Consider the following 25,114-nt stretch of genomic DNA (forward strand, 5'->3'; position numbering starts at 1 on the left):
AGATGCCTCAAGATGTTGTGGGACAGTATAAAGAAAAACTACAGCAATATATAGATAGACCAAATGAAGAAGCTCTTTATTTAGGCCAGCAATTTAGCAGGCGATTTATAGAGCAAGAAATTTCACCTGAAGAAGTCATCAGTATTCATAAAATTGCTCTTTCCGAAATGTCTCCAGACATGCCGGATGAGTTAGTGAATTCGTTTGATTATCTAATCGAGATGATGATTCACTATGGACTTGCTCTTAAAGAACATCAGAGTTTAATCCGGAGGCAGGAAGAAATTCAAATGGAAATCAATGTAGCAGTGAAAGTGCAGAAAACATTGTTAAAAACAAAAATACCGGATGTCAAAGAACTTGACATCGGATTTATTACAGAGCCGGCAAAAAAAATGAGCGGGGATTATATTTATTTTCTGCATGATAATAAGTATGAAACGAGTGTAGCAGTCGCAGATGTTATAGGGAAAGGAATCCCGGCGGCATTGTGCATGACGATGATTAAATTTGGAATGGATGGTTTACACAACGAAAATACAAGCCCCCAGAATGTACTCGACATTGTGAATCGGATTGTGGAGAAAAGTGTAGATGATTCAATGTTTATTTCCATGTTTTACGGCAAATATGACGCGAGGGATTCTAGTTTTTCTTATGGCTCCGCTGGACACGAGCCTGCTCTTCTGTATAAGGCTTCCACGGGAATAATTACAGAACTTGACGCGAAGGGGCTTCTTCTAGGTGTTCAGGCAGATGTTACTTATGAGGAGAAATCTGTTGTGCTAGAAGAGGGAGACTTTATCGCGATGATTACGGATGGTGTAACGGAGATACGGACAGATACAGGTTTTATAGACAGTGAGGTGATCAAGTCAATTTTAGTCAACGCGAAAGATGAATCTGCTCAAACGATTGCAGATACAATATACAACAAGCTTGCGGGGTTGCAAGATTTCCGCCTACGAGATGATTTTACGATTGTAATTTTCAAAAAAGGAAATAAAATGGTTTGAGACTATAAAAATAGGGTAAATATCGGACAGTGTTCATGTTATAAAAAAGAAAAAATATGGGGTGAGAATATGGATTTGCAAGTGGAGTTATTAGAAGAGAATAGTGTCCAGCGTTTTAAAATTGTGGGTGAAATTGATGCGTTTACGGCTCCAAAGTTACGGGAATGCCTCGCTCCTGCTGAGAAATTAAAAGAAATGCAGGCAGAATTGGATTTGTCAGAAGTAGAATATGTGGATAGTACGGGTCTAGGTGTTTTTGTCGGATTTTATAAAGCGGTTAAGGCTAATGGAGGGCATGTCAAGATTATGGGCGTGAATCCACGACTCAAAAGATTATTTGAAATTACCGGTTTAAGTGAAGTTATGGATATAGCTATGGAAGAAAGTAGGGACGAAGATGCAGGTGTATGATTATATTGAAATCAGGGTCCCGGCAAAAGCGCAATATGTCGGAGTCGCCCGTCTCACGATTTCAGGGCTTGCGAGCCGGCTAGGTTTTACGTATGACGAAATCGAGGATTTAAAGATTGCCTCGAGTGAAGCGATTACAAATGCAGTCCAACACGCTTATAAGAAAGACGAGGAAGGTGAAGTTGTTGTCGGTTGCGCTCTTTTTGAGGATAGACTAGAAATCATGGTTGCAGATCATGGGAAAAGTTTTAATTTTGAAGAGACGAAGAAGTCATTAGGCCCCTATAACGACCAGGTAGAAGTTCAGTTTCTTCGGGAAGGTGGTCTCGGTCTCTATCTGATGGAAACACTTATGGATGATGTAAAAGTCCATCATGAGGAGGGAGTGACAGTCTTTATGACCAAATATCTCGGCGGAGAGCGGGGGGATGATGATGTCGAAAGAACAGTCTCCTCATGATTCGGGAACGAAAACGCAAGTTCTTTTATGGATTCAACAATATCAGGAAACAGAGGACCAAGAGGCGCAGACAAATCTAGTGTTGCACTATGAGCGGTTGGTGCAATCGATTGCAAGGAAATATTCCAACGGGAAGCCTTATCATGAGGATATTGTTCAAGTGGGTATGCTTGGACTTCTTGGAGCGATTCGACGTTATGATCCGGAATACGGTAGGAGTTTCGAAGCGTTTGCGGTACCGACAATTATTGGTGAAATTAAGAGGTTTCTCCGCGACAAAACATGGGCGGTCCATGTCCCTCGACGGATAAAGGAGCTTGGACCAAGAATTAAGGCAGCTGTTGAAACATTGACGACTGAATTACAGCGCTCACCTCTTGTGAGTGAGATTGCTGAATTTCTAGATGTGGAGGAGGAATCTGTCCTTGAAGCGATGGAGATGGGAAGAAGTTACCAAGCACTTTCCATGGATCGTGGTTTAGAAGCAGATTCTGATGGTGCAATGGTGACTTTGTTTGATATTATCGGGGAAACTGATTCAGGTTTCGAAAAAACAGATCAACGCATGTTAGTTGCCGAAGCGCTGAATGTGCTATCTGAACGTGAAAAACAGATTATCCAATATACATATATCGAGCAGTTAAGCCAAAAAGAGGCGGGAGAAAAGCTTGGTATATCTCAAATGCATGTCTCGAGATTACAACGAAAAGCAATTAAGAAATTACAAGAAGCAATCTTGGCGGCTGGTGGTGTGTCGTAGTGGAATCTATACTAAATGAATATGTTGAAGTCTATGTCTATCAAGAGGCGAAGCGTGGCAATCGAGAATCTGGCGATACGTACTTCACCCATATTGAGAAGGATTATTTCATCTGTGCAATTGCGGATGGATTAGGCAGTGGACCGATTGCTCGTCAATCAGCGCAAATCATCCCGAAAGTACTAAACGAATATCATTACGAATCAATCGACGAATTGCTAAGCCGCTGTAATGAACATATGGTGCAAAAACGTGGAGCCGCTGTAGCTATCGTGAAAGTTGATTTTCAGCAAAGAATAATCCAATATAGTTGTGTTGGCAATGTTCGATTATATATCCTTCAGGATCGTACAAAGATGATTTACCCTTTGCCTGTCATGGGCTATCTATCTGGTAGACCTCAAAAATTAAAGATGCACGAATATAATTATCAGGTGGGAGATTTGTTTTTCCTTCATTCAGACGGGGTCGCATTAACAAGTCCGAAGGCATCATTAAAGGAAAGTTCGGGGCCTTATGAATTATATAGAAATGTGTTAGGTTCAATTGAACATGGCGATGACGCAACCTTTATAACTGGAAGCCTACTTCTGTGAATAGGAGGTAGGCTTTTTGTGTTAAAATTAAGGGAATGAAGAAAGGGTGGTTGTATTGATAGGACATATTATTGAAGCGACAGCTGGAAAAGCCGCTGTTAGTATCCGCCAAACTGAAAAAGTGATTGCATTACTTGATCAAGGGAATACTGTTCCGTTTATTGCCAGGTATCGAAAAGAGGAAACAGGTTCTTTAGATGAAGTTCAGATAAAAGCAGTTGAAGATGCTTATAGTTATGTAAAAGGTCTTGAGCAACGGAAAGAAGAAGTGATTCGCCTTATCGATGAACAAGGTAAGCTGGATGACGAATTGAGAAAGTCGATCGAAAGTGCTACTGTTTTGCAACGAATTGAAGATTTATACAGACCGTTCAAGCAAAAAAGACGAACACGTGCAATGATTGCGATTGAAAGTGGTCTTGAACCACTTGCGAATCAATTACTGGAATTTTCAGCTAGTGTACCAGAAGAAATAGCTAAGTCTTTCATTAATGAAGAATCGGGTGTAAACACTGTTGAGGAGGCACTCGCGGGTGCACGTGATATTGTCGCTGAACGTTTTGCAGATGATGCAGCTATTCGAGAGAATATCCGGAAGTTAACGTGGAATAATGGGTTGATAGTATCTGCAATCCGTAAAGGTGCAGAAGATGAGCGTAATGTATTTGGCAACTACTATGAATACGAAGAGCCGCTTAAGAAAATTGTGCCGCACCGTGTGCTTGCCTTGAACCGTGGTGAAAAAGAAGAAGTGTTACGAATCGGTATATCGTTCCCGGCGGAACAAATTGTTGGGGGACTTGAACGTGAATTGATTCGTAAAGCGCATGTGCCAGCCGCTGCGCAAGTGAAAGAGGCAATTGAAGATGCGTTTAAGCGATTGATAGCTCCTTCCATCGAAAGAGAAATTAGGGCGGCGTTGACTGAAAAAGCGGAAGAGCAGGCTATTCATGTGTTTTCGGAAAACTTAAAGAGCCTTTTGCTACAGCCTCCTTTGAAAGGGAAAGTGGTATTAGGTGTTGACCCGGCATTTCGTTCGGGTTGTAAGCTTGCAGTTGTTGATGAAACCGGAAAGCTGCTTGAAATATCGGTGGTGTATCCGCATCCGCCAAAGCCTGAAAAGGAAAAATCGAAGCGCATCATTTTAGAACTGCTTAAAAAGTATCCAGTCTCTATTATTGCCATCGGTAATGGAACTGCATCACGTGAATCAGAATTATTCATTGTTGAATGTATTAAAGAAGCAGCGGCGGGCGTTTCGTATGTAATTGTTAATGAGGCAGGTGCGAGTGTGTATTCAGCTTCAGCCAAGGCGCGAGAAGAGTTCCCAGATTTACAGGTTGAACAACGGAGTGCGGTATCGATAGCACGACGTCTACAAGATCCGTTGTCTGAACTAGTGAAAATTGATCCGGGTTCTGTTGGTGTAGGGCAATATCAGCATGATGTGGCAAAGAAGCGCTTATCGGAATCATTAACGTTCGTTGTTGAAACAGCCGTGAACCGAGTAGGTGTAGATGTGAACACAGCTTCCTCATCGTTGCTTCAATATGTAGCAGGCCTATCGAAAGTGGTAGCAGAAAACATTGTAAAGTCTCGTGAAGAGAATGGTTTGTTTACAAAGCGTAACCAATTGAAGAAAGTACCACGTCTTGGGGCGAAGACTTATGAGCAGGCAATTGGTTTCCTTCGCGTACCTGGCGCAGCAGATCCTTTTGATTCAACGGGAATCCACCCAGAAAGTTATGCATTGGCCGAGCGTGTATTGGAAGAAGTAGGATTAGGAAAGAAAGTGCTTGGCAAGAAAGAAACAGCGGAAGCATTAGCGAGTCTGGATATCAAAGCGTTAGCGGCGAAGTTAGATGTTGGAGAAGTAACGCTGAAGGACATTGTCGAAACGCTCCAAAGGCCGAATCGGGATCCGCGCGATGACTTTCCACAGCCGCTACTGAAAGCAGACGTGTTAGATATGAAGGATCTATACGCAGGACTTGAGATGCAAGGGACCGTTCGTAACGTCGTTGACTTCGGCGCATTTGTCGATATCGGGGTAAAGGAAGACGGTCTAGTTCATATATCGAAACTGAAAAAAGGATTTGTGAAACATCCATTGGATGTTGTTGCATCAGGTGATATTGTTACGGTATGGGTAGACGGGGTAGATAAAGCAAAAGGTAGAATTTCATTAACTATGCTACCACCTTCAAAGAACTAACGGATGAATGGAGGAAATGGTCATGGAGGATAAAGAATTGCAGAAGTTGATAGAAGAGATTTCACTCGATGTATTCGGAAAGCCATTCCTCCATATCTCCCACTTTAATAGTAGATTGCGTACGACAGGTGGACGCTACATGCTATCGGATCATTCAATTGAAATTAATCCATTGGTATTACAAAAGCATGGAACTGAAGAGTTAGTCGGAGTTATTAAACATGAATTATGCCATTACCACCTTCATATAGAAGGAAAGGGGTATCGTCATCGTGATAATGACTTTAGAGAGTTATTAAAGCAAACGGCATCTCCAAGGTTTTGCAAAGCTCTTTCTGAAAGGAATCAGCAACCAGCATTGTTGCATCTATATAAATGCGTATCATGTGCGCTCGAATATAAGCGTAAAAGAAGGATGGATGTTCGGAAGTATAGATGCGGAAAATGTGCGGGGGCAATAAAGGAAATCCAATCTGAAGTGTGAGGATGAAGAGGTTAGACTGCTTTAAACCGCGGTCTAACCACCATTTTGAAAGGAATTGAAAATAAATTATAGAAAAGTGTTGACGTATTGAAGTGAACTGTCTATAATAGAAAAAGTCGGTTAGGAAATATTGCTTCACCAATAAAGTGAACTACTATCTATATACGAAATAAATACTTATGTGGCCCCTTGGTCAAGCGGTTAAGACACCGCCCTTTCACGGCGGTAACACGGGTTCGAATCCCGTAGGGGTCACCAATAAAACTTTTTCAATACGAAGTATTGAAAAGAGTTAACCATAATTGGCTAGATACAATATCGGTGGGGTATAGCCAAGCGGTAAGGCAACGGACTTTGACTCCGTCATTCGTTGGTTCGAATCCAGCTACCCCAGTAGAACTTTTTCAACATGAAATGTTGAAAAGAGTTATCCTTAAACCCAACACGAAGTGTTGAAAATAATTATCTCTATAATAGAGAGCCATTAGCTCAGTTGGTAGAGCATCTGACTTTTAATCAGAGGGTCGCAGGTTCGAATCCTGCATGGCTCACCATTAATACTTTTTTAAAATGAATATTGACAAATTAAACATGTGATGTATAATAAATCTTATCGCTAAATACATGCGGTAGTGGCGGAATGGCAGACGCGCTAGGTTGAGGGCCTAGTGGGGGTTAACCCCGTGGAGGTTCAAGTCCTCTTTACCGCACCAAATCCTTCTTTTAAAACAGAGCGCTCGTAGCTCAATTGGATAGAGCACCTGACTACGGATCAGGAGGTTGTGGATTCGACTTCTGCCGGGCGCACCATCAAAAAAACAATATGAAATATTGAAAAGAGTTAACCTTATCTTATACATGCGGATGTAGTTTAGTGGTAAAACCTCAGCCTTCCAAGCTGATGATGAGGGTTCGATTCCCTTCATCCGCTCCATATTACTGAAATGAAATGTTTTTAAAAAGTTATTGACTCAACTCGGTCTAAGTGTTATGATTTAAATCGTCGCACTTCTGATTTGAAGAAAGTAACTGAGAAGAAATTGAAATTAGTTGTTGACATGAAGAAGTTAACTTGATACAATATGAAAGTTGCTTACGAAATAACGGCAACAAGCAATATCGACATGAACCTTGAAAACTGAACAGCAAAACGTCAATGAAATACAGCGAGAGTGCTAACGCATTTGAGCAAACACATGACATTATTAATTTAATGCCAGCAAAGAAACTCGAGCTATTCAAGTTTCTCTTATTTTACAGCTGGTGGACGAGACGTAGTGCAGTGCTAGGAGACGAGCGAGTAAAAGAGGGAGCGTGCTTTTGGGCACGTGACCGATTGAACGAACGAAGTCGACAACGCAATGTGCTGCGTATCGTCCGCCAGGTATTATGGAGAGTTTGATCCTGGCTCAGGACGAACGCTGGCGGCATGCCTAATACATGCAAGTCGAGCGGACGTTTCAGAGAGCTTGCTCTTTGAAACGTTAGCGGCGGACGGGTGAGTAACACGTGGGCAACCTGCCCTACAGATGGGGATAACTCCGGGAAACCGGGGCTAATACCGAATAATCAGTTGGTTCGCATGAACCAACTCTGAAAGACGGCATCTCGCTGTCACTGTAGGATGGGCCCGCGGCGCATTAGCTAGTTGGTGGGGTAATGGCCTACCAAGGCGACGATGCGTAGCCGACCTGAGAGGGTGATCGGCCACACTGGGACTGAGACACGGCCCAGACTCCTACGGGAGGCAGCAGTAGGGAATCTTCCACAATGGACGAAAGTCTGATGGAGCAATGCCGCGTGAGCGAAGAAGGTTTTCGGATCGTAAAGCTCTGTTGTAAGGGAAGAACACGTACGGGAGTAACTGCCCGTACCTTGACGGTACCTTATTAGAAAGCCACGGCTAACTACGTGCCAGCAGCCGCGGTAATACGTAGGTGGCAAGCGTTGTCCGGAATTATTGGGCGTAAAGCGCGCGCAGGCGGTCCTTTAAGTCTGATGTGAAAGCCCACGGCTCAACCGTGGAGGGTCATTGGAAACTGGGGGACTTGAGTACAGAAGAGGAAAGCGGAATTCCACGTGTAGCGGTGAAATGCGTAGAGATGTGGAGGAACACCAGTGGCGAAGGCGGCTTTCTGGTCTGTAACTGACGCTGAGGCGCGAAAGCGTGGGGAGCAAACAGGATTAGATACCCTGGTAGTCCACGCCGTAAACGATGAGTGCTAAGTGTTAGGGGGTTTCCGCCCCTTAGTGCTGCAGCTAACGCATTAAGCACTCCGCCTGGGGAGTACGGCCGCAAGGCTGAAACTCAAAGGAATTGACGGGGACCCGCACAAGCGGTGGAGCATGTGGTTTAATTCGAAGCAACGCGAAGAACCTTACCAGGTCTTGACATCCCACTGACCGGTGTAGAGATACGCCTTTCCCTTCGGGGACAGTGGTGACAGGTGGTGCATGGTTGTCGTCAGCTCGTGTCGTGAGATGTTGGGTTAAGTCCCGCAACGAGCGCAACCCTTGATCTTAGTTGCCAGCATTCAGTTGGGCACTCTAAGGTGACTGCCGGTGACAAACCGGAGGAAGGTGGGGATGACGTCAAATCATCATGCCCCTTATGACCTGGGCTACACACGTGCTACAATGGATGATACAGAGGGTTGCCAACCCGCGAGGGGGAGCCAATCCCATAAAATCATTCCCAGTTCGGATTGGAGGCTGCAACTCGCCTCCATGAAGCCGGAATCGCTAGTAATCGTGGATCAGCATGCCACGGTGAATACGTTCCCGGGTCTTGTACACACCGCCCGTCACACCACGAGAGTTTGTAACACCCGAAGTCGGTGGGGTAACCCTTACGGGAGCCAGCCGCCGAAGGTGGGACAGATGATTGGGGTGAAGTCGTAACAAGGTAGCCGTATCGGAAGGTGCGGCTGGATCACCTCCTTTCTAAGGAATTATTCGGAATGTAGACCCTTGGGGTCTGCACAAAAAGGGTAAACTATTTTATCGCATAGCGCGATAAAAAGTCCTATTGACGTTTTGCGTTCAGTTTTGAAGGTTTATCTTTTATAGATACAACTTCAAAACTTGTTCATTGAAAACTGGATAAAACGACATTGATAGTAACAAATCAAGAATCAACCAAATCATAAATAACTTGTTATTTATGATTGCAATACCTTTTTACGATTATTGAAGCATATCGCTATGCAACAATAATCACCTGAGGGTTTCAAGACGCAAGCAGTGCTAGGAAGCAAGTGAATGAACACCGGAGCGTGCTTTTGGGCACGTGAGGATGTGAATGAGCGCGCTGACAACGCAATGCGCAGTGTATTGAAAGCCGTTTAAGGTTAAGTTAGAAAGGGCGCATGGCGGATGCCTTGGCACTAGGAGCCTAAGAAGGACGGCACTAACACCGATATGCTCCGGGGAGCTGTAAGTAAGCTTTGATCCGGAGATTTCCGAATGGGGAAACCCACTACCCATAATGGGGTAGTACGTTTACGTGAATACATAGCGTAAACGAGGCAGACCCGGAGAACTGAAACATCTAAGTATCCGGAGGAAGAGAAAGAAACATCGATTCCCTGAGTAGCGGCGAGCGAAACGGGAAAAGCCCAAACCAGGAAGCTTGCTTCCTGGGGTTGTAGGACACTCTATACGGAGTTACAAAGGAATGGATTAGGCGAAGCGACCTGGAAAGGTCCGCCGTAGCGGGTAAAAGCCCCGTAGTCGAAAGTCCATTCTCTCCAGAGTGTATCCTGAGTACGGCGGAACACGTGAAATTCCGTCGGAATCCGGGAGGACCATCTCCCAAGGCTAAATACTCCCTAGTGACCGATAGTGAACCAGTACCGTGAGGGAAAGGTGAAAAGCACCCCGGAAGGGGAGTGAAATAGATCCTGAAACCATGTGCCTACAAGTTGTCAGAGCCCGTTAATGGGTGATGGCGTGCCTTTTGTAGAATGAACCGGCGAGTTACGATTCCATGCAAGGTTAAGCAGTGAATGCGGAGCCGCAGCGAAAGCGAGTCTGAATAGGGCGAATGAGTATGGGGTCGTAGACCCGAAACCAGGTGATCTACCCATGTCCAGGGTGAAGGTAAGGTAACACTTACTGGAGGCCCGAACCCACGTATGTTGAAAAATGCGGGGATGAGGTGTGGGTAGCGGTGAAATTCCAATCGAACCTGGAGATAGCTGGTTCTCTCCGAAATAGCTTTAGGGCTAGCCTCAAACTTAAGAATCTCGGAGGTAGAGCACTGTTTGGACTAGGGGCCCATCCCGGGTTACCGAATTCAGACAAACTCCGAATGCCGATGATTTATGTTTGGGAGTCAGACTGCGGGTGATAAGATCCGTAGTCGAGAGGGAAACAGCCCAGACCACCAGTTAAGGTCCCCAAGTATTCGTTAAGTGGAAAAGGATGTGGCGTTGCCCAGACAACCAGGATGTTGGCTCAGAAGCAGCCATCATTTAAAGAGTGCGTAATAGCTCACTGGTCGAGTGGCGCTGCGCCGAAAATGTACCGGGGCTAAACGAATCACCGAAACTGTGGATTGACACCTTTGGTGTCAGTGGTAGGAGAGCGTTCCAAGGGCGTCGAAGCTAGACCGTAAGGACTGGTGGAGCGCTTGGAAGTGAGAATGCCGGTATGAGTAGCGAAAGAAGGGTGAGAATCCCTTCCACCGAATGCCCAAGGTTTCCTGAGGAAGGCTCGTCCGCTCAGGGTTAGTCAGGACCTAAGTCGAGGCCGAAAGGCGTAGACGATGGATAACAGGTTGATATTCCTGTACCACCTCCCCGCCGTTTGAGTAATGGGGGGACGCAGTAGGATAGGGTGAGCGCACTGTTGGTTATGTGCGTCTAAGCAGTAAGGTGTGGAATGAGGCAAATCCCGTTCCTATAACATTGAGCTGTGATGGCGAGGAGATTTATCTCCGGAGTCCCTGATTTCACGCTGCCAAGAAAAGCCTCTAGCGAGGCGGGAGGTGCCTGTACCGCAAACCGACACAGGTAGGCGAGGAGAGAATCCTAAGGTGATCGAGAGAACTCTCGTTAAGGAACTCGGCAAAATGACCCCGTAACTTCGGGAGAAGGGGTGCTCTGGTAGGGTGTTAAAGCCCGAGAGAGCCGCAGTGAATAGGCCCAGGCGACTGTTTAGCAAAAACACAGGTCTCTGCAAAACCGTAAGGTGAAGTATAGGGGCTGACGCCTGCCCGGTGCTGGAAGGTTAAGAGGAGAGGTCAGCGCAAGCGAAGCTTTGAATTGAAGCCCCAGTAAACGGCGGCCGTAACTATAACGGTCCTAAGGTAGCGAAATTCCTTGTCGGGTAAGTTCCGACCCGCACGAAAGGCGTAACGATCTGGGCACTGTCTCAACGAGAGACTCGGTGAAATTATAATACCTGTGAAGATGCAGGTTACCCGCGACAGGACGGAAAGACCCCGTGGAGCTTTACTGTAACCTGATATTGAATTCCGGTGCAGCCTGTACAGGATAGGTAGGAGCCTAAGATTCCGGAGCGCCAGCTTCGGAGGAGGCGTTGGTGGGATACTACCCTGGCTGTATTGGACTTCTAACCCATGCCCCTTATCGGGGCAGGAGACAGTGTCAGGCGGACAGTTTGACTGGGGCGGTCGCCTCCTAAAGAGTAACGGAGGCGCCCAAAGGTTCCCTCAGAATGGTTGGACATCATTCGTAGAGTGCAAAGGCATAAGGGAGCTTGACTGCGAGACCTACAAGTCGAGCAGGGTCGAAAGACGGGCTTAGTGATCCGGTGGTTCCGCATGGAAGGGCCATCGCTCAACGGATAAAAGCTACCCCGGGGATAACAGGCTTATCTCCCCCAAGAGTCCACATCGACGGGGAGGTTTGGCACCTCGATGTCGGCTCATCGCATCCTGGGGCTGTAGTCGGTCCCAAGGGTTGGGCTGTTCGCCCATTAAAGCGGTACGCGAGCTGGGTTCAGAACGTCGTGAGACAGTTCGGTCCCTATCCGTCGCGGGCGCAGGAAATTTGAGAGGAGCTGTCCTTAGTACGAGAGGACCGGGATGGACACACCGCTGGTGTACCAGTTGTCTTGCCAAAGGCATCGCTGGGTAGCTATGTGTGGACGGGATAAATGCTGAAAGCATCTAAGCATGAAGCCCCCCTCGAGATGAGATTTCCCATTACGCAAGTAAGTAAGTTCCCTCAAAGAAGATGAGGTTGATAGGTCTGGGGTGGAAGCACGGTGACGTGTGGAGCTGACGGATACTAATCGAACGAGGACTTAACCTTATAGTAAAAAGGGCAGGTTGGCCCTGATTTGTGAACTATGGAAGACTATTTTAGCTGAAATACGCTAAAAAGTCTTAATGTCTCTTTTATTCAGTTTTGAGCGAATAAGTACCGTTCATAAAAAAGTACTTGCAAATCTCAAAAGATTTGATATAATGAGTATTGTCTTTGAGAAAAGGACATGCAGGTCTGGTGACGAAGGCGAAGAGGTCACACCCGTTCCCATCCCGAACACGGAAGTTAAGCTCTTCAGCGCCGATGGTAGTTGGGGGTTTCCCCCTGCAAGAGTAGGACGTCGCCGGGCGCACACATTTACTTCGACTTGAATGTGTAAAGGATTATAAAATGAAGATTCTTTTAGCAGAACACACGCTAAAAAATCCTAATGTCGAAATGTACTACATGTTTAGGTCCCGTGGTGTAGCGGTTAACATGCCTGCCTGTCACGCAGGAGATCGCCGGTTCGATCCCGGTCGGGACCGCCATTTAATTTTAATTTACAAACCGATTCTAGGGATTCATTCTAGAGTCGGTTTTTTGTTACTTAGAAAATAAATAGCTACTGAAAATAGAACAGTAAGCATCTATACTTTCCGATGCAGCGTATTTTCGGTACACTATAGCAAAGCAATGGAAAGGAATAATCTTATGATTAAGGAAATCGAAGTCTATTCTGTTGTAGAAACAGAGCAGTTAGCAACAAAGTTGGCGGCACTTCTTACTCCACCGGATGTACTTACTCTTGAAGGCGATCTTGGTGCTGGAAAAACGACGTTTACAAAGGCGTTGGCAAAAGGTTTAGGGATTACGCGTACAGTCAACAGCCCGACGTTTACGATTATCAAGCAGTATGAAGGGAACTATCCCTTTAATCATCTTGATGTCTACCGCTTGGCTGATAGCGATGAAGATCTCGGTTGGGCCGAACTATTTTATGGGGAAGCGATATCCGTTATTGAATGGGCGCATTTGATTGAGGATGATTTGCCTACAGAACGCTTGGAAATCCGGCTCGTTCATGGTGGCGGAGATAAGCGAACCATTACGTTGACGCCGATAGGTGAACGATATGAAAAGATTTGCGAGGGGATTTTCTAATGATTTGGCTTGGTATAGATACAGCTAATACACCGCTTTCAGTCGCAATCGTGAAAGATGGAGAATTGTTAGTAGAGGAGAATTCAGCGATGGCTGTCAATCATTCACTGCGTGCAATGCCCGCAGTTGAAGAGTTGTTGGCGAAAGCAGGGATTACACCATCCGAAATTGATGCGATTGCGGTTTCAGAAGGACCTGGTTCTTATACAGGTGTACGAATTGGTGTGACGATAGCAAAAACATTGGCATGGACACTTGGTAAACCACTTGTCGGTGTTTCTAGTTTGAAGGCTCTGGCTACGAATGCTTTATTTTTTAATGGCTTAATCTGCCCGATTATTGATGCAAGAAGAAATAATGTTTATGCGGGTGCTTATCGATTGGATGCAGGAAGGCTTACTGAAGTCATTGAGGATGGCCATTATTCTTTGGAAGAGTTTATTCATCAACTTGAACAGCAGGACGATTCTATATTATTTATTGGTAAGGATACGGCAATGCATGAACAGCAGATTACTGAACGGCTTGGTGAACGTGCGGTGATTGCGCCACTCCATGTTAATTTGCCCCATGCATCTTCACTACTATATATTGCAGCTCAATCAGAGCAAGAAACAGATGTACATGCATTTGTTCCGGAATATCGTCGCATTGCTGAGGCGGAGGCGAACTGGCTGAAGGAGCAGGGAAAGGAAAAAATTCGTGAGTAAAGATATTCAATATAGAAAAATGGTAGTAGAGGATATCCCTGCCGTCGTGGAAATCGAGCAAGAAGCCTTTGCAATTCCATGGACGAGGGAAGTTTTTGAGCATGAAATGACGGGGAATAACTATGCACACTATGTCGTTGCGGTCGATGATGAAGAAGTGATAGGACATTGTGGTATGTGGATTGTACTGGACGAATGCCATATTACGAACGTTGCGGTACGTCTACATATGCGAGGCAATGGCATTGGTGAAGCTTTGATGAGGGAAGCGATTGCACTTTGCAAGGAGATGGATGTTCGTTTAATGACGCTTGAGGTGCGAACAACTAATGACACGGCGCAAAACTTGTATCGTAAGCTTGGTTTTCAAGACGGTGGAATACGGAAAAACTATTATACAGACGACGATGAAGATGCGCTCGTCATGTGGGTGGAGTTTAAATGACAAAAGATAGCTATATTTTAGGGATTGAAACGAGTTGTGATGAAACGGCTGCTTCCGTTGTGAAAAATGGAACAGAAATTATTTCAAATGTTGTCGCATCCCAAATTGTGAGCCAGAAGCGGTTTGGCGGTGTTGTACCTGAAATTGCATCAAGGCATCATGTAGAACAAATTACACTTGTGATCGAAGAAGCACTTGTGGAAGCAGGATTAGTACCTGCACAGCTTGATGCAATTGCTGTAACAGAGGGGCCTGGACTTGTGGGAGCATTATTAATAGGTGTCAATGCAGCCAAAGCATTCGCTTTTGCTAACGGTTTGCCGATTATTGGTGTCCATCATATCGCGGGTCATATTTACGCGAATGAGCTGATGCAGCCTATGGAGTTCCCACTTCTAGCGCTTATCGTTTCTGGAGGGCACACAGAGCTTGTTTTAATGGAACAACACGGGTCATTCAAACTAATTGGAGAGACGCGTGATGACGCTGCTGGTGAGGCGTACGATAAGGTTGCTCGCGTACTCGGCCTTCCTTATCCAGGTGGACCTCAAATTGACCGATTAGCAGCGGAAAGTGATGCGGAAATTCCTTTTCCGAGAGCTTGGCTTGAGTCAGGCTCGTATGATTTTAGTTTCAGTGGTCTTAAATCGTCTGTTATTAATTATAAACATAATCTTGAACAACGTGGAGAGCAAATTAATCCGGCTCATGTCGCTGCTGGTTTTCAGGCGAGTGTTGTGGAAGTACTGACGACGAAAGCATTGAAGGCCGCAAAGGAGTATGAGGTGAAGCAAGTCATTGCGGCCGGGGGAGTTGCGGCAAACAAGGGATTACGTGCATCACTAGAAAAAGCATTCCAGACTGAAGGAATTTCTTTTTATGTGCCACCAATTACTCTTTGTACAGATAATGCAGCCATGATAGCTGCGGCAGGATCAGCTATGTTTGTGGACGGAATACGTGGAAATCTTGCGATGAATGGCAAGCCTGGTATGCCGCTTACTTCGTGGAATAAATAAATATATGAAAACGCGGAAATTGTCATGAGACGACAATTTCCGTGTTTTTATGTCGGAATCATTTTTAGCTTGTCAAGAGGGAACGTTCGTACTTATGCACAGAGTGTGGGTAAGTTGTGTATAACATATCAGATTGTTCATTTAATAACGTTGATGATAGGATAACTTTGTGAGTAAAAAATATGTAATCTGTGGATAATGTGGGTAACGTTGTTCATATCCTATTATAACACCATTTATGCTGTGGATAATATTGTGGGAAATAATTTCCCGAGAAAATAGTAGAGTTGGATATCTAACAAGTTTCGACAGCTAGAAAAGATAAAGCGCCACATTGAATCGGCTATGTCGATTCAATGTGGCGTATAAGATTGCTTTGTTAAGACAGTGACTCAAGCTCTTCCTGAAGGAGCAGCCATTCTTCTGATTTACTATCGTGGTCAGCCTGGTACGCATCAATTTGTGCTTGAAGTTCCATTAACTTCACATGATCGTCTGCAAATTCAGGGGTGGTGAGTTCTTCTTGAAGTGCAGCTATCTCTTCATCTAACTGAGAAAGTTGTGCTTCGAGTTCTGTAATTGCCCTTGTTAACTTTCTTTCCTGCCTTTTTAGATCTTTATCATCTTCATTCTTTCTTGCAGGTAAAGAAGTTGCGTTTATATTAGTAACATCTGTTTCAGCGAGCAGTTCTTGTTGTTCGAGTTTTTTCTCAACAAAATAATCATAGTCGCCTAAATACTCAACTGCACCCGTTGCGCTAATATCAATGACTTTTGTAGCGATCCGATTAATGAAATAGCGGTCATGCGATACGAAAATAAGTGTACCCGGGAAATCATCCAATGCATTTTCAAGAATTTCTTTACTATCCAAGTCAAGATGGTTCGTTGGTTCATCGAGGACAAGTGTATTCGATTTTTCTAACATTAATTTGGCGAGTGAGAGACGTGCTTTTTCGCCACCTGACAAGGAAGTAACTGGTTTTTCAACATCTTCCCCTGTGAATAAAAAGCGGCCGAGCACAGAGCGTACATCTTTTTCATTCATCATCGGCCAATCATTCCATAATTCCTGAAGAACGGTGCTTGTCCCAATCAGTGTTGCTTGTTCCTGATCATAATAGCCAAATTGAACGTTTGTCCCATAACGTATTAAGCCGGAAATTGGTTCATTCGCTTTAACGAGTGTTTTCAACAAGGTGGACTTGCCGACACCATTCGGTCCAATGATGGCAATACGGTCTTGTTTGTAGACGCGTAAGTCGATGCCTGTGGAAACTGGAGTATCGTTATAGCCAATCGCGACGTTTTCGAGTGCGAGTACATCATTACCGCTCGGCCGATCAATTGAAAAGCTAAAGCTAGCTGATTTTTCGTCGCCATCAGGTGAATCCATCCAGTCTGTTCGTTCCAGTAGCTTACGGCGACTTTTCGCCATTTTAGAAGTAGATGCACGGGCAATATTGCGTTGGACAAAATCTTCGAGTTTTGCCTTCTCACTCATATCCCGTTCAAATAGTTTTTGATCACGCTCATAGTTCTTCGCTTTTTCGTCGAGATATGCACTATAGTTGCCCGTATACTTGGCCACTTTTCTTCTAGAAACTTCGTACACGATTGTTACGATTTCGTCTAAGAAGTAGCGGTCATGTGAGACAATAAGGATGGCTCCCTCATAGGATACGAGGTATTTTTCAAGCCAACCGAGCGTTTCAATGTCCAAATGGTTTGTTGGCTCATCAAGGATGAGAAGATCGGGCTTACTCAGCAGCATTTTCGCGAGTGCTAACCGTGTTTTTTGTCCACCGGATAATAGGTTGACACTTTTTTCGTAGTCCTCAGGATAAAAGCGCATGCCATGTAAGACTGATCGGGTATCTGATTCATACTGATAACCACCAGAATCCTTAAATTCGATTTGTAGGGCGTCATATTCCGACATCACACGTTCGTAGTCTGTTGGGTTGTCGTATACCGCTGGATCCGCCATCTGTCCCTCGAGTGTCCGGAGACGTTTTTCCATGATATGGATCGGTTCGAAGACGGTCATCATCTCTTGCCAAACAGTTAATGTAGAGTCGATGCCACTATGTTGTTCGAGATAACCAATTCGTACATCCTTTGGAACGATTAAATCGCCGGAATCGGCTGTCATTTCACCTGCAATGATTTTGAGCAGTGTTGATTTCCCGGCTCCGTTCCGTCCAACAAGCGCAACACGGTCGCGATGTTGCACTTCGAGCCGGACATTTTCTAATATATCGGTTCCTGAGAATGATTTTGTCAGTCCGTTCACTTGTAATACAATCATAATTGAGCACCTCTATTCCTCTTTAGTTTAATGGAATGATGTGAAGCGTGCAACGGTTGGCTTTACAAGGTTCGGTATGTGCTGTACGATAGAATCGGTTTAACTTGAATCAGGGGCAGTCAAAATTTCTTGCTGGTTCAAAATTTGGACGTAATGAATGAGTAGGTTCAGGAGGTTTACTAATGGTAGAAGAAACGCCGAAAATACCACAGGCGACATCGAAACGGTTGCCTCTCTATTATAGATTTCTTCAAAATTTTTCGAATTTGGGTAAGAAACGTGTGTCTTCTAGTGAATTAAGTGAAGCTATGAAAATCGATGCGGCTACGATTCGACGAGATTTCTCTCATTTTGGAGCGCTTGGACGTAAAGGTTATGGCTATGATGTGCCCTATCTTGTCGAATTTTTCCGTCAAATTCTCGATCAGGATGAAGGAACGGATGTTGCACTAATTGGCGTGGGTAGTTTGGGTAATGCATTTTTAAAATATAACTTTCATAAGAACCATAACACGCGAATTGTTGTAGCATTTGATCCGAAAGCTCCGGCAGAGGGGAAAGTGTTAAGCGGCATCCCTGTATTTCATCCAGATACAATTAGTGAGAAAATTATCGAATTGGGTATTGATCTTGTCATTTTGACGGTGCCTTCTCGTGTGGCACAGGATGTCACTGATAAGCTGGTGGAGGCAGGGATTAAAGGGATTTTGAACTTCACGCCAGTCCGCTTGACGGCGCCTGATGAGGTGCGTGTCCATACGATTGATTTGTCTGTAGAGTTACAGACACTCATTTATTTCATGAAAAATGACGTCAAAAATTCACAATTATAATGGCTCAATAATAGTAATACAAGCTGTTTTCGTGTAAAATGGATAGCAGAATGAGGGATGGTTTGAATCCTTCTGCTACGAGGGAGGTGTCTGAGATGCCAGGTCCAATGAGTTTAATCATTATCGCAATTATTGCGTTGCTTGTTTTCGGTCCAAAGAAGTTGCCTGAGATTGGAAAGGCGTTCGGTTCTTCATTGCGTGAATTTAAAAACGCGACGAAAGGTCTCGTAGAAGATGACGATGTGAAGAAAGTGGAAGACAAGAAAGCAGAAGTTTTGCAAGTGGAAGTTAAGAAAGAAGAAGTGAAGTAAGTTAGGGTGTTTGTCCGATGACAGAAAAAAACTTAACAATCATTGAACATATAGATGAAATTAGAAAACGGCTGATGATTATCGTCGTTTTCTTTGTTGTTGCAGTCGCCGGGAGCTTTTTCATCGCGAAGCCTATCATTCAGTTCTTACAGTCTGATGTGGTAGCAGAAGAGATTACGCTGAATGCATTCAACGTACTCGACCCGATTATGATTTACTTGAAAGTGATCATTTTTCTTGCGGTGATTATTATTTCGCCGGTTATTATGTACCAGCTGTGGGCGTTTATCTCGCCAGGGTTGCATGAAACCGAGCGGAGGGCAACATTGAATTATATTCCGTTCACGTTCTTCCTATTTATCGGTGGGGTTGCGTTCTCCTATTTTGTTTTGTTGCCTTATGTCATGAAGTTCATGATGAATCTATCGACAGATTTGGATATTGTTCAGACAATCGGAATTAATGAGTATTTCTCATTCTTGTTTCAATTGCTAATTCCATTCGGCATCATTTTTCAGCTGCCGATTGTTCTGCTATTTTTAACGAGACTCGGTATTTTAGATCCTGCAACCCTTGTGAAAATACGAAAGTATGCGTATTTCACACTGTTCGTCATTGCAGCCTTCATTACACCGCCTGATCTGTTTTCTCACCTATTCGTGACGGTTCCACTGTTTGCGCTTTATGAAATCAGTATTTTCATCTCCCGATTTGGTTATCGAAAATATTTGAAGGCGGAACAGCAACGGGAAGCAGAGGAAGTGCAAACAGAGCAACAGCGGAAGTTAGAAGAAGTGCGAGCAGAGCAACAACGACAAATTGATGAAGTGATGGGGCAACAGGAGTAAGAGTAAAAAAGTCTTCCAACCGGAATTTCGGTTTGGAAGACTTTTTTATTGGAAAAAAACGATAACTGCTTGTTTCAAGCTTTCTAGCTCATCCAGATACTTTTGAAGCTTGTCGAAGTTCAACTGAGCAACGACAACAAAACCATTCATAAGCAAGTGAGCAATCATCGGCGTTAGTAGTCTCTTCGTTTTGTAGTACAGATAAGAGAAAATGAGTCCGGGCGCCATGTACATTAACAAATGCTCAAATTCGTTATGCATCGCAGCAAAAATCAGGGCACTGACAATGGCGGCAATCCAGAAATTCGTTTTTTGATAAACCCCACCAAAAAGGACCCGCCTAAACAAGATTTCTTCTAGGAAAGGGGCAAATAAGACAATTGAAATAATGATGATAGGCGATACTTTCGCAATATCACTGAGTACCGCAGTATTAGCAGATCCTGGTGCAATGCCAAGCATGCTCTCGATAGCAGCGGCCAGCATTTGTCCCCCCATAACGAGGAAGAAACCGATGAATCCCCAGAGAATAGCATTGCCGGTAGTAGACTTTTTCTCTTTAAAGATATGTAAGAATTTTTTATTCTGAACGATGAACATGAGGAACACAAGTGCAGCTAGTGCATTGCTGATGAATAATGACCAAGCGCTTGCGCGGTATGCAATATCCTTTTCTGTGTATTGTTCATTCCAAGGGAAGCTGTTAAACAAGCCTTTCCCTAAATAGACACTCCCAATTTGCATGACCGTATAGGCTACTATAAGCCATAAAGAGATTTTCCAGTTTTTCAACGAACCCACCCTTTCAACTGTGGCTGACGTTAATTTTAGCTGTTTAAAGCCAGATAAGCAAAGAGAAATGTCTGGGGGATTTCGCTTGCAATTAATGCGAATGTTCATTATGATAAGAAATGTATTAGCACTCCAGTCTGTTGAGTGCTAAAAATGTAGAAATTACTTTGAGGAGGTTGTTTCACGTGTTGAAACCATTAGGTGACCGTATCGTAATCGAACTAATCGAGGCAGAAGAAAAAACGTTAAGTGGGATTGTATTACCGGATTCTGCGAAAGAGAAACCGCAAGAAGGGAAAGTTATTGCGGCAGGTACTGGACGCGTGCTTGAAAATGGCCAGCGCATCGATCTAGAAGTTAAAGAAGGCGATCGGATCATCTTCTCAAAATATGCTGGTACTGAAGTGAAATATGAAGGCAACGAATATCTGATCCTGCGTGAAAGCGACATTTTAGCGATTATCGGCTAATGCTCGGTTAATTTATCAATACACGAAAATCAGGAGGGAACTTATAAATGGCTAAACAAATTAAATTCAATGAAGACGCACGTAGCGCAATGCTTCGTGGTGTTGATACATTAGCAGATGCTGTAAAAGTAACACTTGGACCTAAAGGACGTAATGTTGTTCTTGAGAAAAAATTCGGTTCACCACTTATTACAAATGACGGTGTAACAATTGCAAAAGAAATCGAATTAGAAGATGCATTCGAAAATATGGGTGCTAAACTCGTAGCAGAAGTAGCTTCTAAAACGAACGAAATCGCAGGTGACGGTACAACAACTGCAACAGTTCTAGCGCAAGCGATGATCCGTGAAGGTTTGAAAAACGTTACGGCTGGCGCAAACCCTGTCGGTATCCGTAAAGGTATTGAAAAAGCAGTCATCACTGCGATCGAAGGATTGCAAGACATTTCCGATGAAATCCAAGGGAAAGAAGAAATTGCACAAGTTGCAGCTATCTCTTCTGGAGACGAGGAAGTCGGACAATTGATCGCTGAAGCAATGGAGCGCGTTGGTAACGATGGCGTTATTACGATTGAAGAATCTAAAGGCTTCACGACTGAACTCGATGTCGTAGAAGGTATGCAATTTGACCGTGGCTATGCGTCTGCTTATATGGCAACAGATACAGACAAAATGGAAGCGGTTTTGGATAACCCATACATTTTAATTACAGATAAAAAGATTACAAACATCCAGGAAATCCTTCCTGTTCTTGAACAAGTTGTTCAACAAGGTAAACCACTTCTAATGATCGCAGAAGACGTTGAAGGCGAAGCGTTGGCAACACTTGTTGTTAACAAGCTACGTGGTACATTCAACGCTGTTGCTGTTAAAGCACCAGGCTTCGGTGATCGCCGTAAAGCAATGCTTGAAGACATCGCAGTGCTAACAGGTGGTCAAGTCATTACAGAAGATTTAGGTCTAGACCTAAAATCAGCAGACATTACGCAACTTGGACACGCAGCAAAAGTTGTCGTAACAAAAGATCACACGACAATCGTCGAAGGTAGCGGTAACTCTGAAGTGATCGCAGGACGTGTTAACCAAATCCGCGTTCAACTTGAAGAATCTACATCAGAATTCGATAAAGAGAAATTGCAAGAGCGTCTGGCAAAATTAGCAGGCGGCGTTGCAGTCATCAAAGTCGGAGCAGCAACTGAAACAGAACTAAAAGAACGTAAACTTCGCATCGAAGACGCATTGAACTCAACACGTGCAGCTGTCGAAGAAGGTATCGTTTCTGGTGGTGGTACGGCACTTGTCAACGTCTACAGCAAAGTTGAGGCGTTACTAGGATCAGTAGAAGGCGACGTAGCAACAGGCGTGAAAATCGTCCTTCGTGCGCTTGAAGAGCCAGTTCGTCAAATCGCTAACAACGCAGGCCTCGAAGGCTCAATCGTTGTCGATCGCCTGAAACGCGAAGAAGTCGGCATCGGCTTCAACGCAGCAGAAGGCACTTGGGTTAACATGATGCAAGCGGGTATCGTCGATCCAACTAAGGTTACACGTTCAGCACTTCAAAACGCAGCATCTGTTGCAGCTATGTTCTTGACAACTGAGGCAGTTGTTGCGGACCTTCCTGAGCCAGCTGGTGCTGGAATGGGTGGTATGCCTGATATGTCAGGTATGGGCGGCATGATGTAAATAGTACTCCTGAACCTTGTTGTTACAAGGTTTGGGGGTTCTTTTTTTATTTCAGGGCAATAATCCGGCAACAATGAAAAATATAATGCTCATTTATTGCAGTTTTGCGGTCAAACTGGATAGGTGGCTGCTGAATAGGCTAGCTGATTTATCCTTAGTCTGTTGTGTCATATGCGTGTAAATGTTCATGGTAGTATTAATGTCAGTATGGCCAGCGCGTCGTTGAATTTCCCCAATAGGAATGTTAGCTTCAATCAGGAGTGAAATATTCGTATGTCGGAAGCTATGCGGCGTTATATGCTTGCGTTTTTCCTCATCCTTACCCATGTTCATTATCTTCATTAGGCGTTGTAATCGGACGGCAATCATTTTAATAGGCATAGGATAACCCTCTACATCCACAAATAAGAATCCTTCATCATGATAAATTTTCCTGTTTTTTAACTTTTCTTCTTTTAGCTGCTTAATGTGTCCCTTAATCAAACCTATGACGAAAGGATCTATTTCCACAACACGGATAGATCCTTTTGTTTTTGGGGTAAGTAGTGTGAACTCTTTTTTGTTATTTCTTGAATTGTAATAAGTTTTGGTTACGCTGATTTCATTTGTTTTGAAGTTTATATCCGATTTCTTCAAGGCAAGTAGTTCCCCAATGCGCAGGCCTGAATATGCCAGTGTCGCAAAAATAACCAGGTCACCGCGCAATCCTTTATTTTTTGCAAGTAACAGAAATTCGGTAAGTTCTACACTGTCAAAAAAGTTTTTCACTTCCTTCACTTTTTCGGTTACTTCATCCGTTATCATGCGTGGCTTTTCAAAATGCTTCGTAGGGTTATGCTTAATAAGAACTAACTTTTCCGCATGATTAAAAATCATTCTACCAGTACTGTGTATGCTATCAATGTAATTTCGGCTAAATTGGGTGCTTAATTCATCTATGCGCTGCTGATACATAAGGTGGGTGATGCTGCTGATAGGATAGTGTTCCCATTCATCCAAAAGCCTTTTTGAAGCGATAGAGCGTGCCCTAACACTACTTACTTTAGCCCGTTTTTCATAATGGGCAATCCATTGCTTTACAAAATCCCCGAAAGTCATTTTTGATTCTTTTACATACGTACCTTGCTTCAATTCTTCTTCAATGCGCCGCGCTTCTTCTTTAGCAGCTGTTTTTGTTCTGAATCCGGACTTTGTAATTTTATTGTACTTCTTTGTCACTGGATCTTTACCAGCGGAAATAATGTATTCCCAAGAACCATTTTTTTCTCTTATGCTTGCCATTTAGATTCACTCCTTTTCTTCTTCCGTTTCTTCTTTGAATAGAATTTCCGCAATTTGAATCAATTGTTTACGTTGATACATACTTAGAAGTTTACCGTTGAAATATACTTCATCATTCAAACTTAATATGATGTCTAGACTATTTTTTATTTTATTTTTCATATAGGAGCTCATATTTTCAGATGTAAAAGTTATTGGACTAGGTTGAATTACTTCCCCACTTTCTTCCTCTTTTAACTCATGCAATCTGACCATAAGTATTTCTCTGTTTACTTGTAAACTAGACAATCTTTTTTTGAGGTTGCTTTCTTCAGTAAGATTGTCAAGAAAAACTTCATCTTTCGTGCTTGTTTCACTTTGTTCTTCAATCTTCCTTGCTAGGTAAGCTAGTTCTTGTTCAGTCTGCTCTAGATCCATATCGTTTTTTTCAAACTCAAGCGTTAATTCCTTGTAAAGAGCCCTTTTGTCTAAGTGTCCAACAGCGGCTAGTTCTTCTTTTAACTCATATAATTTAACCTCAAGTTCATAACTCTTATGTTGTAAATTAGACAATATATCTTCGCGGAATTTTTGTTCACTAATATACTGAAGGAAATCTGTATCTTTTGTGTTTTTTTTACTTTGTTCTTCAATTTTCCTTGCTAGGAAAGATAGTTCTTGTCGAGTCTGAGCTAGATCCCTATTATTTTTATCTAACTCAAGAGTTAGTTCCTCGTAAAGAGTTCTTTTGTCCAAATGTCCAGCAGCGGCTAGTAATTCAGAATGAGGTATCTCCAATACATCGGCAATTTTTTTCAATACTTCTGATGAAGGGTTATTTCTATTATTGTTTTCTAAATTAGAAAGATATCCATGAGAAAGTTCGGTCTCTTCACCTAATTGTACTAAGGTCATTTTTTTTAGTTTTCTACTTCTTTTTATAATATCCCCTAAGGTTTCCATTATTGTAACCTCCATATTTTTATTCTTGTAAGTGAAGTATAACCCAAAATCATTCTACTAGAAACATTTATATGTTGCACGATTTGAAAAGTCGTGTTATTATCCTATTAGAAACATTCTAGATTATATTGTATCTCACAGAATATAAA

General features: G+C 43.5%; 20 protein-coding genes, 7 tRNA genes and 3 rRNA genes. 26 read left to right on the forward strand and 4 right to left on the reverse strand.

Going from position 1 to position 25,114, the window contains the following annotated elements; translation table 11 throughout:
* Positions 1-2: 2 nt before the first annotated feature.
* The 21 genes from N1I80_RS02330 (at position 3) to tsaD (ending at position 15,495) form a co-directional block, all read left to right on the forward strand.
* Positions 3-1,016, forward strand: a complete 1,014-nt coding sequence (locus tag N1I80_RS02330; RefSeq protein WP_340736364.1) for a PP2C family protein-serine/threonine phosphatase — start codon at positions 3-5, stop codon at positions 1,014-1,016.
* A gap of 69 nt (positions 1,017-1,085) precedes the next feature.
* The gene (locus tag N1I80_RS02335; RefSeq protein ID WP_340736365.1) at positions 1,086-1,427 is read left to right on the forward strand and encodes an STAS domain-containing protein; all 342 of its coding nucleotides are present in this window, start codon (positions 1,086-1,088) and stop codon (positions 1,425-1,427) included.
* Positions 1,414-1,887, forward strand: a complete 474-nt coding sequence (gene rsbW / locus N1I80_RS02340) for an anti-sigma B factor RsbW (protein ID WP_340736366.1) — start codon at positions 1,414-1,416, stop codon at positions 1,885-1,887. The genes N1I80_RS02335 and rsbW overlap by 14 nt, the downstream gene beginning before the upstream one ends.
* On the forward strand, positions 1,862-2,647 hold the full coding sequence (gene sigB / locus N1I80_RS02345) for an RNA polymerase sigma factor SigB (protein ID WP_340736367.1): 786 nt from the start codon (positions 1,862-1,864) through the stop codon (positions 2,645-2,647). The genes rsbW and sigB overlap by 26 nt, the downstream gene beginning before the upstream one ends.
* Positions 2,647-3,243, forward strand: a complete 597-nt coding sequence (locus N1I80_RS02350) for a PP2C family serine/threonine-protein phosphatase (RefSeq protein ID WP_340736368.1) — start codon at positions 2,647-2,649, stop codon at positions 3,241-3,243. The genes sigB and N1I80_RS02350 overlap by 1 nt, the downstream gene beginning before the upstream one ends.
* Positions 3,244-3,298: 55 nt before the next feature.
* Positions 3,299-5,458, forward strand: coding sequence for a Tex family protein (locus N1I80_RS02355; protein ID WP_445683628.1), 2,160 nt, complete (start codon positions 3,299-3,301; stop codon positions 5,456-5,458).
* A 22-nt stretch (positions 5,459-5,480) separates the two neighbouring features.
* Positions 5,481-5,942: a SprT family protein gene (locus N1I80_RS02360; RefSeq protein ID WP_340736369.1), complete on the forward strand. Its 462-nt coding sequence runs from the start codon at positions 5,481-5,483 to the stop codon at positions 5,940-5,942.
* A 183-nt stretch (positions 5,943-6,125) separates the two neighbouring features.
* A tRNA-Glu gene (locus N1I80_RS02365) sits at positions 6,126-6,200 on the forward strand.
* 64 nt (positions 6,201-6,264) lie between these two features.
* Positions 6,265-6,336, forward strand: a tRNA-Gln gene (locus tag N1I80_RS02370).
* Positions 6,337-6,420: 84 nt separating this feature from the next.
* Positions 6,421-6,496, forward strand: a tRNA-Lys gene (locus N1I80_RS02375).
* Between the two features lie 72 nt (positions 6,497-6,568).
* A tRNA-Leu gene (locus N1I80_RS02380) sits at positions 6,569-6,655 on the forward strand.
* A gap of 20 nt (positions 6,656-6,675) precedes the next feature.
* A tRNA-Arg gene (locus tag N1I80_RS02385) sits at positions 6,676-6,752 on the forward strand.
* Positions 6,753-6,802: 50 nt separating this feature from the next.
* A tRNA-Gly gene (locus tag N1I80_RS02390) sits at positions 6,803-6,876 on the forward strand.
* A gap of 452 nt (positions 6,877-7,328) precedes the next feature.
* A 16S ribosomal RNA gene (locus N1I80_RS02395) occupies positions 7,329-8,885 on the forward strand.
* 405 nt (positions 8,886-9,290) lie between these two features.
* Positions 9,291-12,223, forward strand: a 23S ribosomal RNA gene (locus N1I80_RS02400).
* Between the two features lie 188 nt (positions 12,224-12,411).
* Positions 12,412-12,527 (forward strand): 5S ribosomal RNA (rrf, locus tag N1I80_RS02405).
* Together the 16S, 23S and 5S rRNA genes with 7 tRNA genes alongside form the textbook arrangement of a ribosomal RNA operon.
* Before the next feature lie 105 nt (positions 12,528-12,632).
* Positions 12,633-12,708 (forward strand) — tRNA-Asp (locus N1I80_RS02410).
* A gap of 163 nt (positions 12,709-12,871) precedes the next feature.
* On the forward strand, positions 12,872-13,321 hold the full coding sequence (gene tsaE, locus N1I80_RS02415; RefSeq protein WP_340736370.1) for a tRNA (adenosine(37)-N6)-threonylcarbamoyltransferase complex ATPase subunit type 1 TsaE: 450 nt from the start codon (positions 12,872-12,874) through the stop codon (positions 13,319-13,321).
* Positions 13,321-14,031, forward strand: coding sequence for a tRNA (adenosine(37)-N6)-threonylcarbamoyltransferase complex dimerization subunit type 1 TsaB (tsaB, locus tag N1I80_RS02420; RefSeq protein ID WP_340736371.1), 711 nt, complete (start codon positions 13,321-13,323; stop codon positions 14,029-14,031). The genes tsaE and tsaB overlap by 1 nt, the downstream gene beginning before the upstream one ends.
* Complete coding sequence (gene rimI, locus N1I80_RS02425) at positions 14,024-14,476, forward strand: ribosomal protein S18-alanine N-acetyltransferase (protein WP_340736372.1); 453 nt, start codon at positions 14,024-14,026, stop codon at positions 14,474-14,476. The genes tsaB and rimI overlap by 8 nt, the downstream gene beginning before the upstream one ends.
* Entirely contained in the window at positions 14,473-15,495 is a 1,023-nt protein-coding gene (gene tsaD / locus N1I80_RS02430) for a tRNA (adenosine(37)-N6)-threonylcarbamoyltransferase complex transferase subunit TsaD (RefSeq protein ID WP_340736373.1), read from the forward strand. Before rimI ends, tsaD begins: the two co-directional genes overlap by 4 nt.
* A gap of 379 nt (positions 15,496-15,874) precedes the next feature.
* On the opposite strand, the gene N1I80_RS02435 is transcribed toward tsaD, so the two are convergent.
* On the reverse strand, positions 15,875-17,806 hold the full coding sequence (locus N1I80_RS02435) for an ABC-F family ATP-binding cassette domain-containing protein (RefSeq protein ID WP_340736374.1): 1,932 nt from the start codon (positions 17,804-17,806) through the stop codon (positions 15,875-15,877).
* Positions 17,807-17,988: 182 nt separating this feature from the next.
* Between N1I80_RS02435 and N1I80_RS02440 the strand changes: the two genes are divergently transcribed.
* The 3 genes from N1I80_RS02440 (at position 17,989) to tatC (ending at position 19,798) form a co-directional block, all read left to right on the forward strand.
* Positions 17,989-18,639 (forward strand): redox-sensing transcriptional repressor Rex, encoded by a 651-nt coding sequence (locus N1I80_RS02440; protein WP_340736375.1) that lies wholly within the window; start codon positions 17,989-17,991, stop codon positions 18,637-18,639.
* Between the two features lie 95 nt (positions 18,640-18,734).
* On the forward strand, positions 18,735-18,950 hold the full coding sequence (gene tatA / locus N1I80_RS02445; protein WP_340736376.1) for a twin-arginine translocase TatA/TatE family subunit: 216 nt from the start codon (positions 18,735-18,737) through the stop codon (positions 18,948-18,950).
* Between the two features lie 17 nt (positions 18,951-18,967).
* The gene (tatC, locus tag N1I80_RS02450; RefSeq protein WP_340736377.1) at positions 18,968-19,798 is read left to right on the forward strand and encodes a twin-arginine translocase subunit TatC; all 831 of its coding nucleotides are present in this window, start codon (positions 18,968-18,970) and stop codon (positions 19,796-19,798) included.
* A gap of 45 nt (positions 19,799-19,843) precedes the next feature.
* On the opposite strand, the gene N1I80_RS02455 is transcribed toward tatC, so the two are convergent.
* Positions 19,844-20,590 carry a CPBP family intramembrane glutamic endopeptidase gene (locus N1I80_RS02455; protein ID WP_340736378.1) on the reverse strand — a complete coding sequence of 249 codons (747 nt, stop codon included), beginning with the start codon at positions 20,588-20,590 and terminating at the stop codon, positions 19,844-19,846.
* A gap of 185 nt (positions 20,591-20,775) precedes the next feature.
* Between N1I80_RS02455 and groES the strand changes: the two genes are divergently transcribed.
* The gene (gene groES / locus N1I80_RS02460) at positions 20,776-21,060 is read left to right on the forward strand and encodes a co-chaperone GroES (protein ID WP_340736379.1); all 285 of its coding nucleotides are present in this window, start codon (positions 20,776-20,778) and stop codon (positions 21,058-21,060) included.
* A gap of 47 nt (positions 21,061-21,107) precedes the next feature.
* Positions 21,108-22,742 carry a chaperonin GroEL gene (gene groL, locus N1I80_RS02465; RefSeq protein WP_340736380.1) on the forward strand — a complete coding sequence of 545 codons (1,635 nt, stop codon included), beginning with the start codon at positions 21,108-21,110 and terminating at the stop codon, positions 22,740-22,742.
* 93 nt (positions 22,743-22,835) lie between these two features.
* Here groL and N1I80_RS02470 read toward each other — a convergent pair whose 3' ends face one another.
* Positions 22,836-24,023 (reverse strand): tyrosine-type recombinase/integrase, encoded by a 1,188-nt coding sequence (locus N1I80_RS02470; protein WP_340736381.1) that lies wholly within the window; start codon positions 24,021-24,023, stop codon positions 22,836-22,838.
* 6 nt (positions 24,024-24,029) lie between these two features.
* Complete coding sequence (locus tag N1I80_RS02475) at positions 24,030-24,965, reverse strand: helix-turn-helix domain-containing protein (RefSeq protein WP_340736382.1); 936 nt, start codon at positions 24,963-24,965, stop codon at positions 24,030-24,032.
* Between the last annotated feature and the right edge of the window lie 149 nt (positions 24,966-25,114).

The organism is Sporosarcina sp. FSL K6-3457 (genome assembly GCF_038007285.1).
In the GTDB taxonomy this organism is placed as follows: Bacteria; Bacillota; Bacilli; order Bacillales_A; family Planococcaceae; genus Sporosarcina.

Excerpts from the sequence above, each read along its gene's own strand:
- N1I80_RS02360 (WP_340736369.1), top strand. The coding sequence starts at position 5,481 with ATGGAGGATAAAGAATTGCAGAAGTTGATAGAAGAGATTTCACTCGAT.
- tsaD (WP_340736373.1), top strand. The coding sequence starts at position 14,473 with ATGACAAAAGATAGCTATATTTTAGGGATTGAAACGAGTTGTGATGAA.
- N1I80_RS02435 (WP_340736374.1), bottom strand. The coding sequence starts at position 17,806 with ATGATTGTATTACAAGTGAACGGACTGACAAAATCATTCTCAGGAACC.
- rsbW (WP_340736366.1), top strand. The coding sequence starts at position 1,414 with ATGCAGGTGTATGATTATATTGAAATCAGGGTCCCGGCAAAAGCGCAA.
- tsaB (WP_340736371.1), top strand. The coding sequence starts at position 13,321 with ATGATTTGGCTTGGTATAGATACAGCTAATACACCGCTTTCAGTCGCA.
- sigB (WP_340736367.1), top strand. The coding sequence starts at position 1,862 with ATGTCGAAAGAACAGTCTCCTCATGATTCGGGAACGAAAACGCAAGTT.
- N1I80_RS02335 (WP_340736365.1), top strand. The coding sequence starts at position 1,086 with ATGGATTTGCAAGTGGAGTTATTAGAAGAGAATAGTGTCCAGCGTTTT.
- N1I80_RS02440 (WP_340736375.1), top strand. The coding sequence starts at position 17,989 with ATGGTAGAAGAAACGCCGAAAATACCACAGGCGACATCGAAACGGTTG.
- N1I80_RS02470 (WP_340736381.1), bottom strand. The coding sequence starts at position 24,023 with ATGGCAAGCATAAGAGAAAAAAATGGTTCTTGGGAATACATTATTTCC.
- N1I80_RS02330 (WP_340736364.1), top strand. The coding sequence starts at position 3 with ATGCCTCAAGATGTTGTGGGACAGTATAAAGAAAAACTACAGCAATAT.
- N1I80_RS02475 (WP_340736382.1), bottom strand. The coding sequence starts at position 24,965 with ATGGAAACCTTAGGGGATATTATAAAAAGAAGTAGAAAACTAAAAAAA.
- tatA (WP_340736376.1), top strand. The coding sequence starts at position 18,735 with ATGCCAGGTCCAATGAGTTTAATCATTATCGCAATTATTGCGTTGCTT.
- groL (WP_340736380.1), top strand. The coding sequence starts at position 21,108 with ATGGCTAAACAAATTAAATTCAATGAAGACGCACGTAGCGCAATGCTT.
- tsaE (WP_340736370.1), top strand. The coding sequence starts at position 12,872 with ATGATTAAGGAAATCGAAGTCTATTCTGTTGTAGAAACAGAGCAGTTA.
- tatC (WP_340736377.1), top strand. The coding sequence starts at position 18,968 with ATGACAGAAAAAAACTTAACAATCATTGAACATATAGATGAAATTAGA.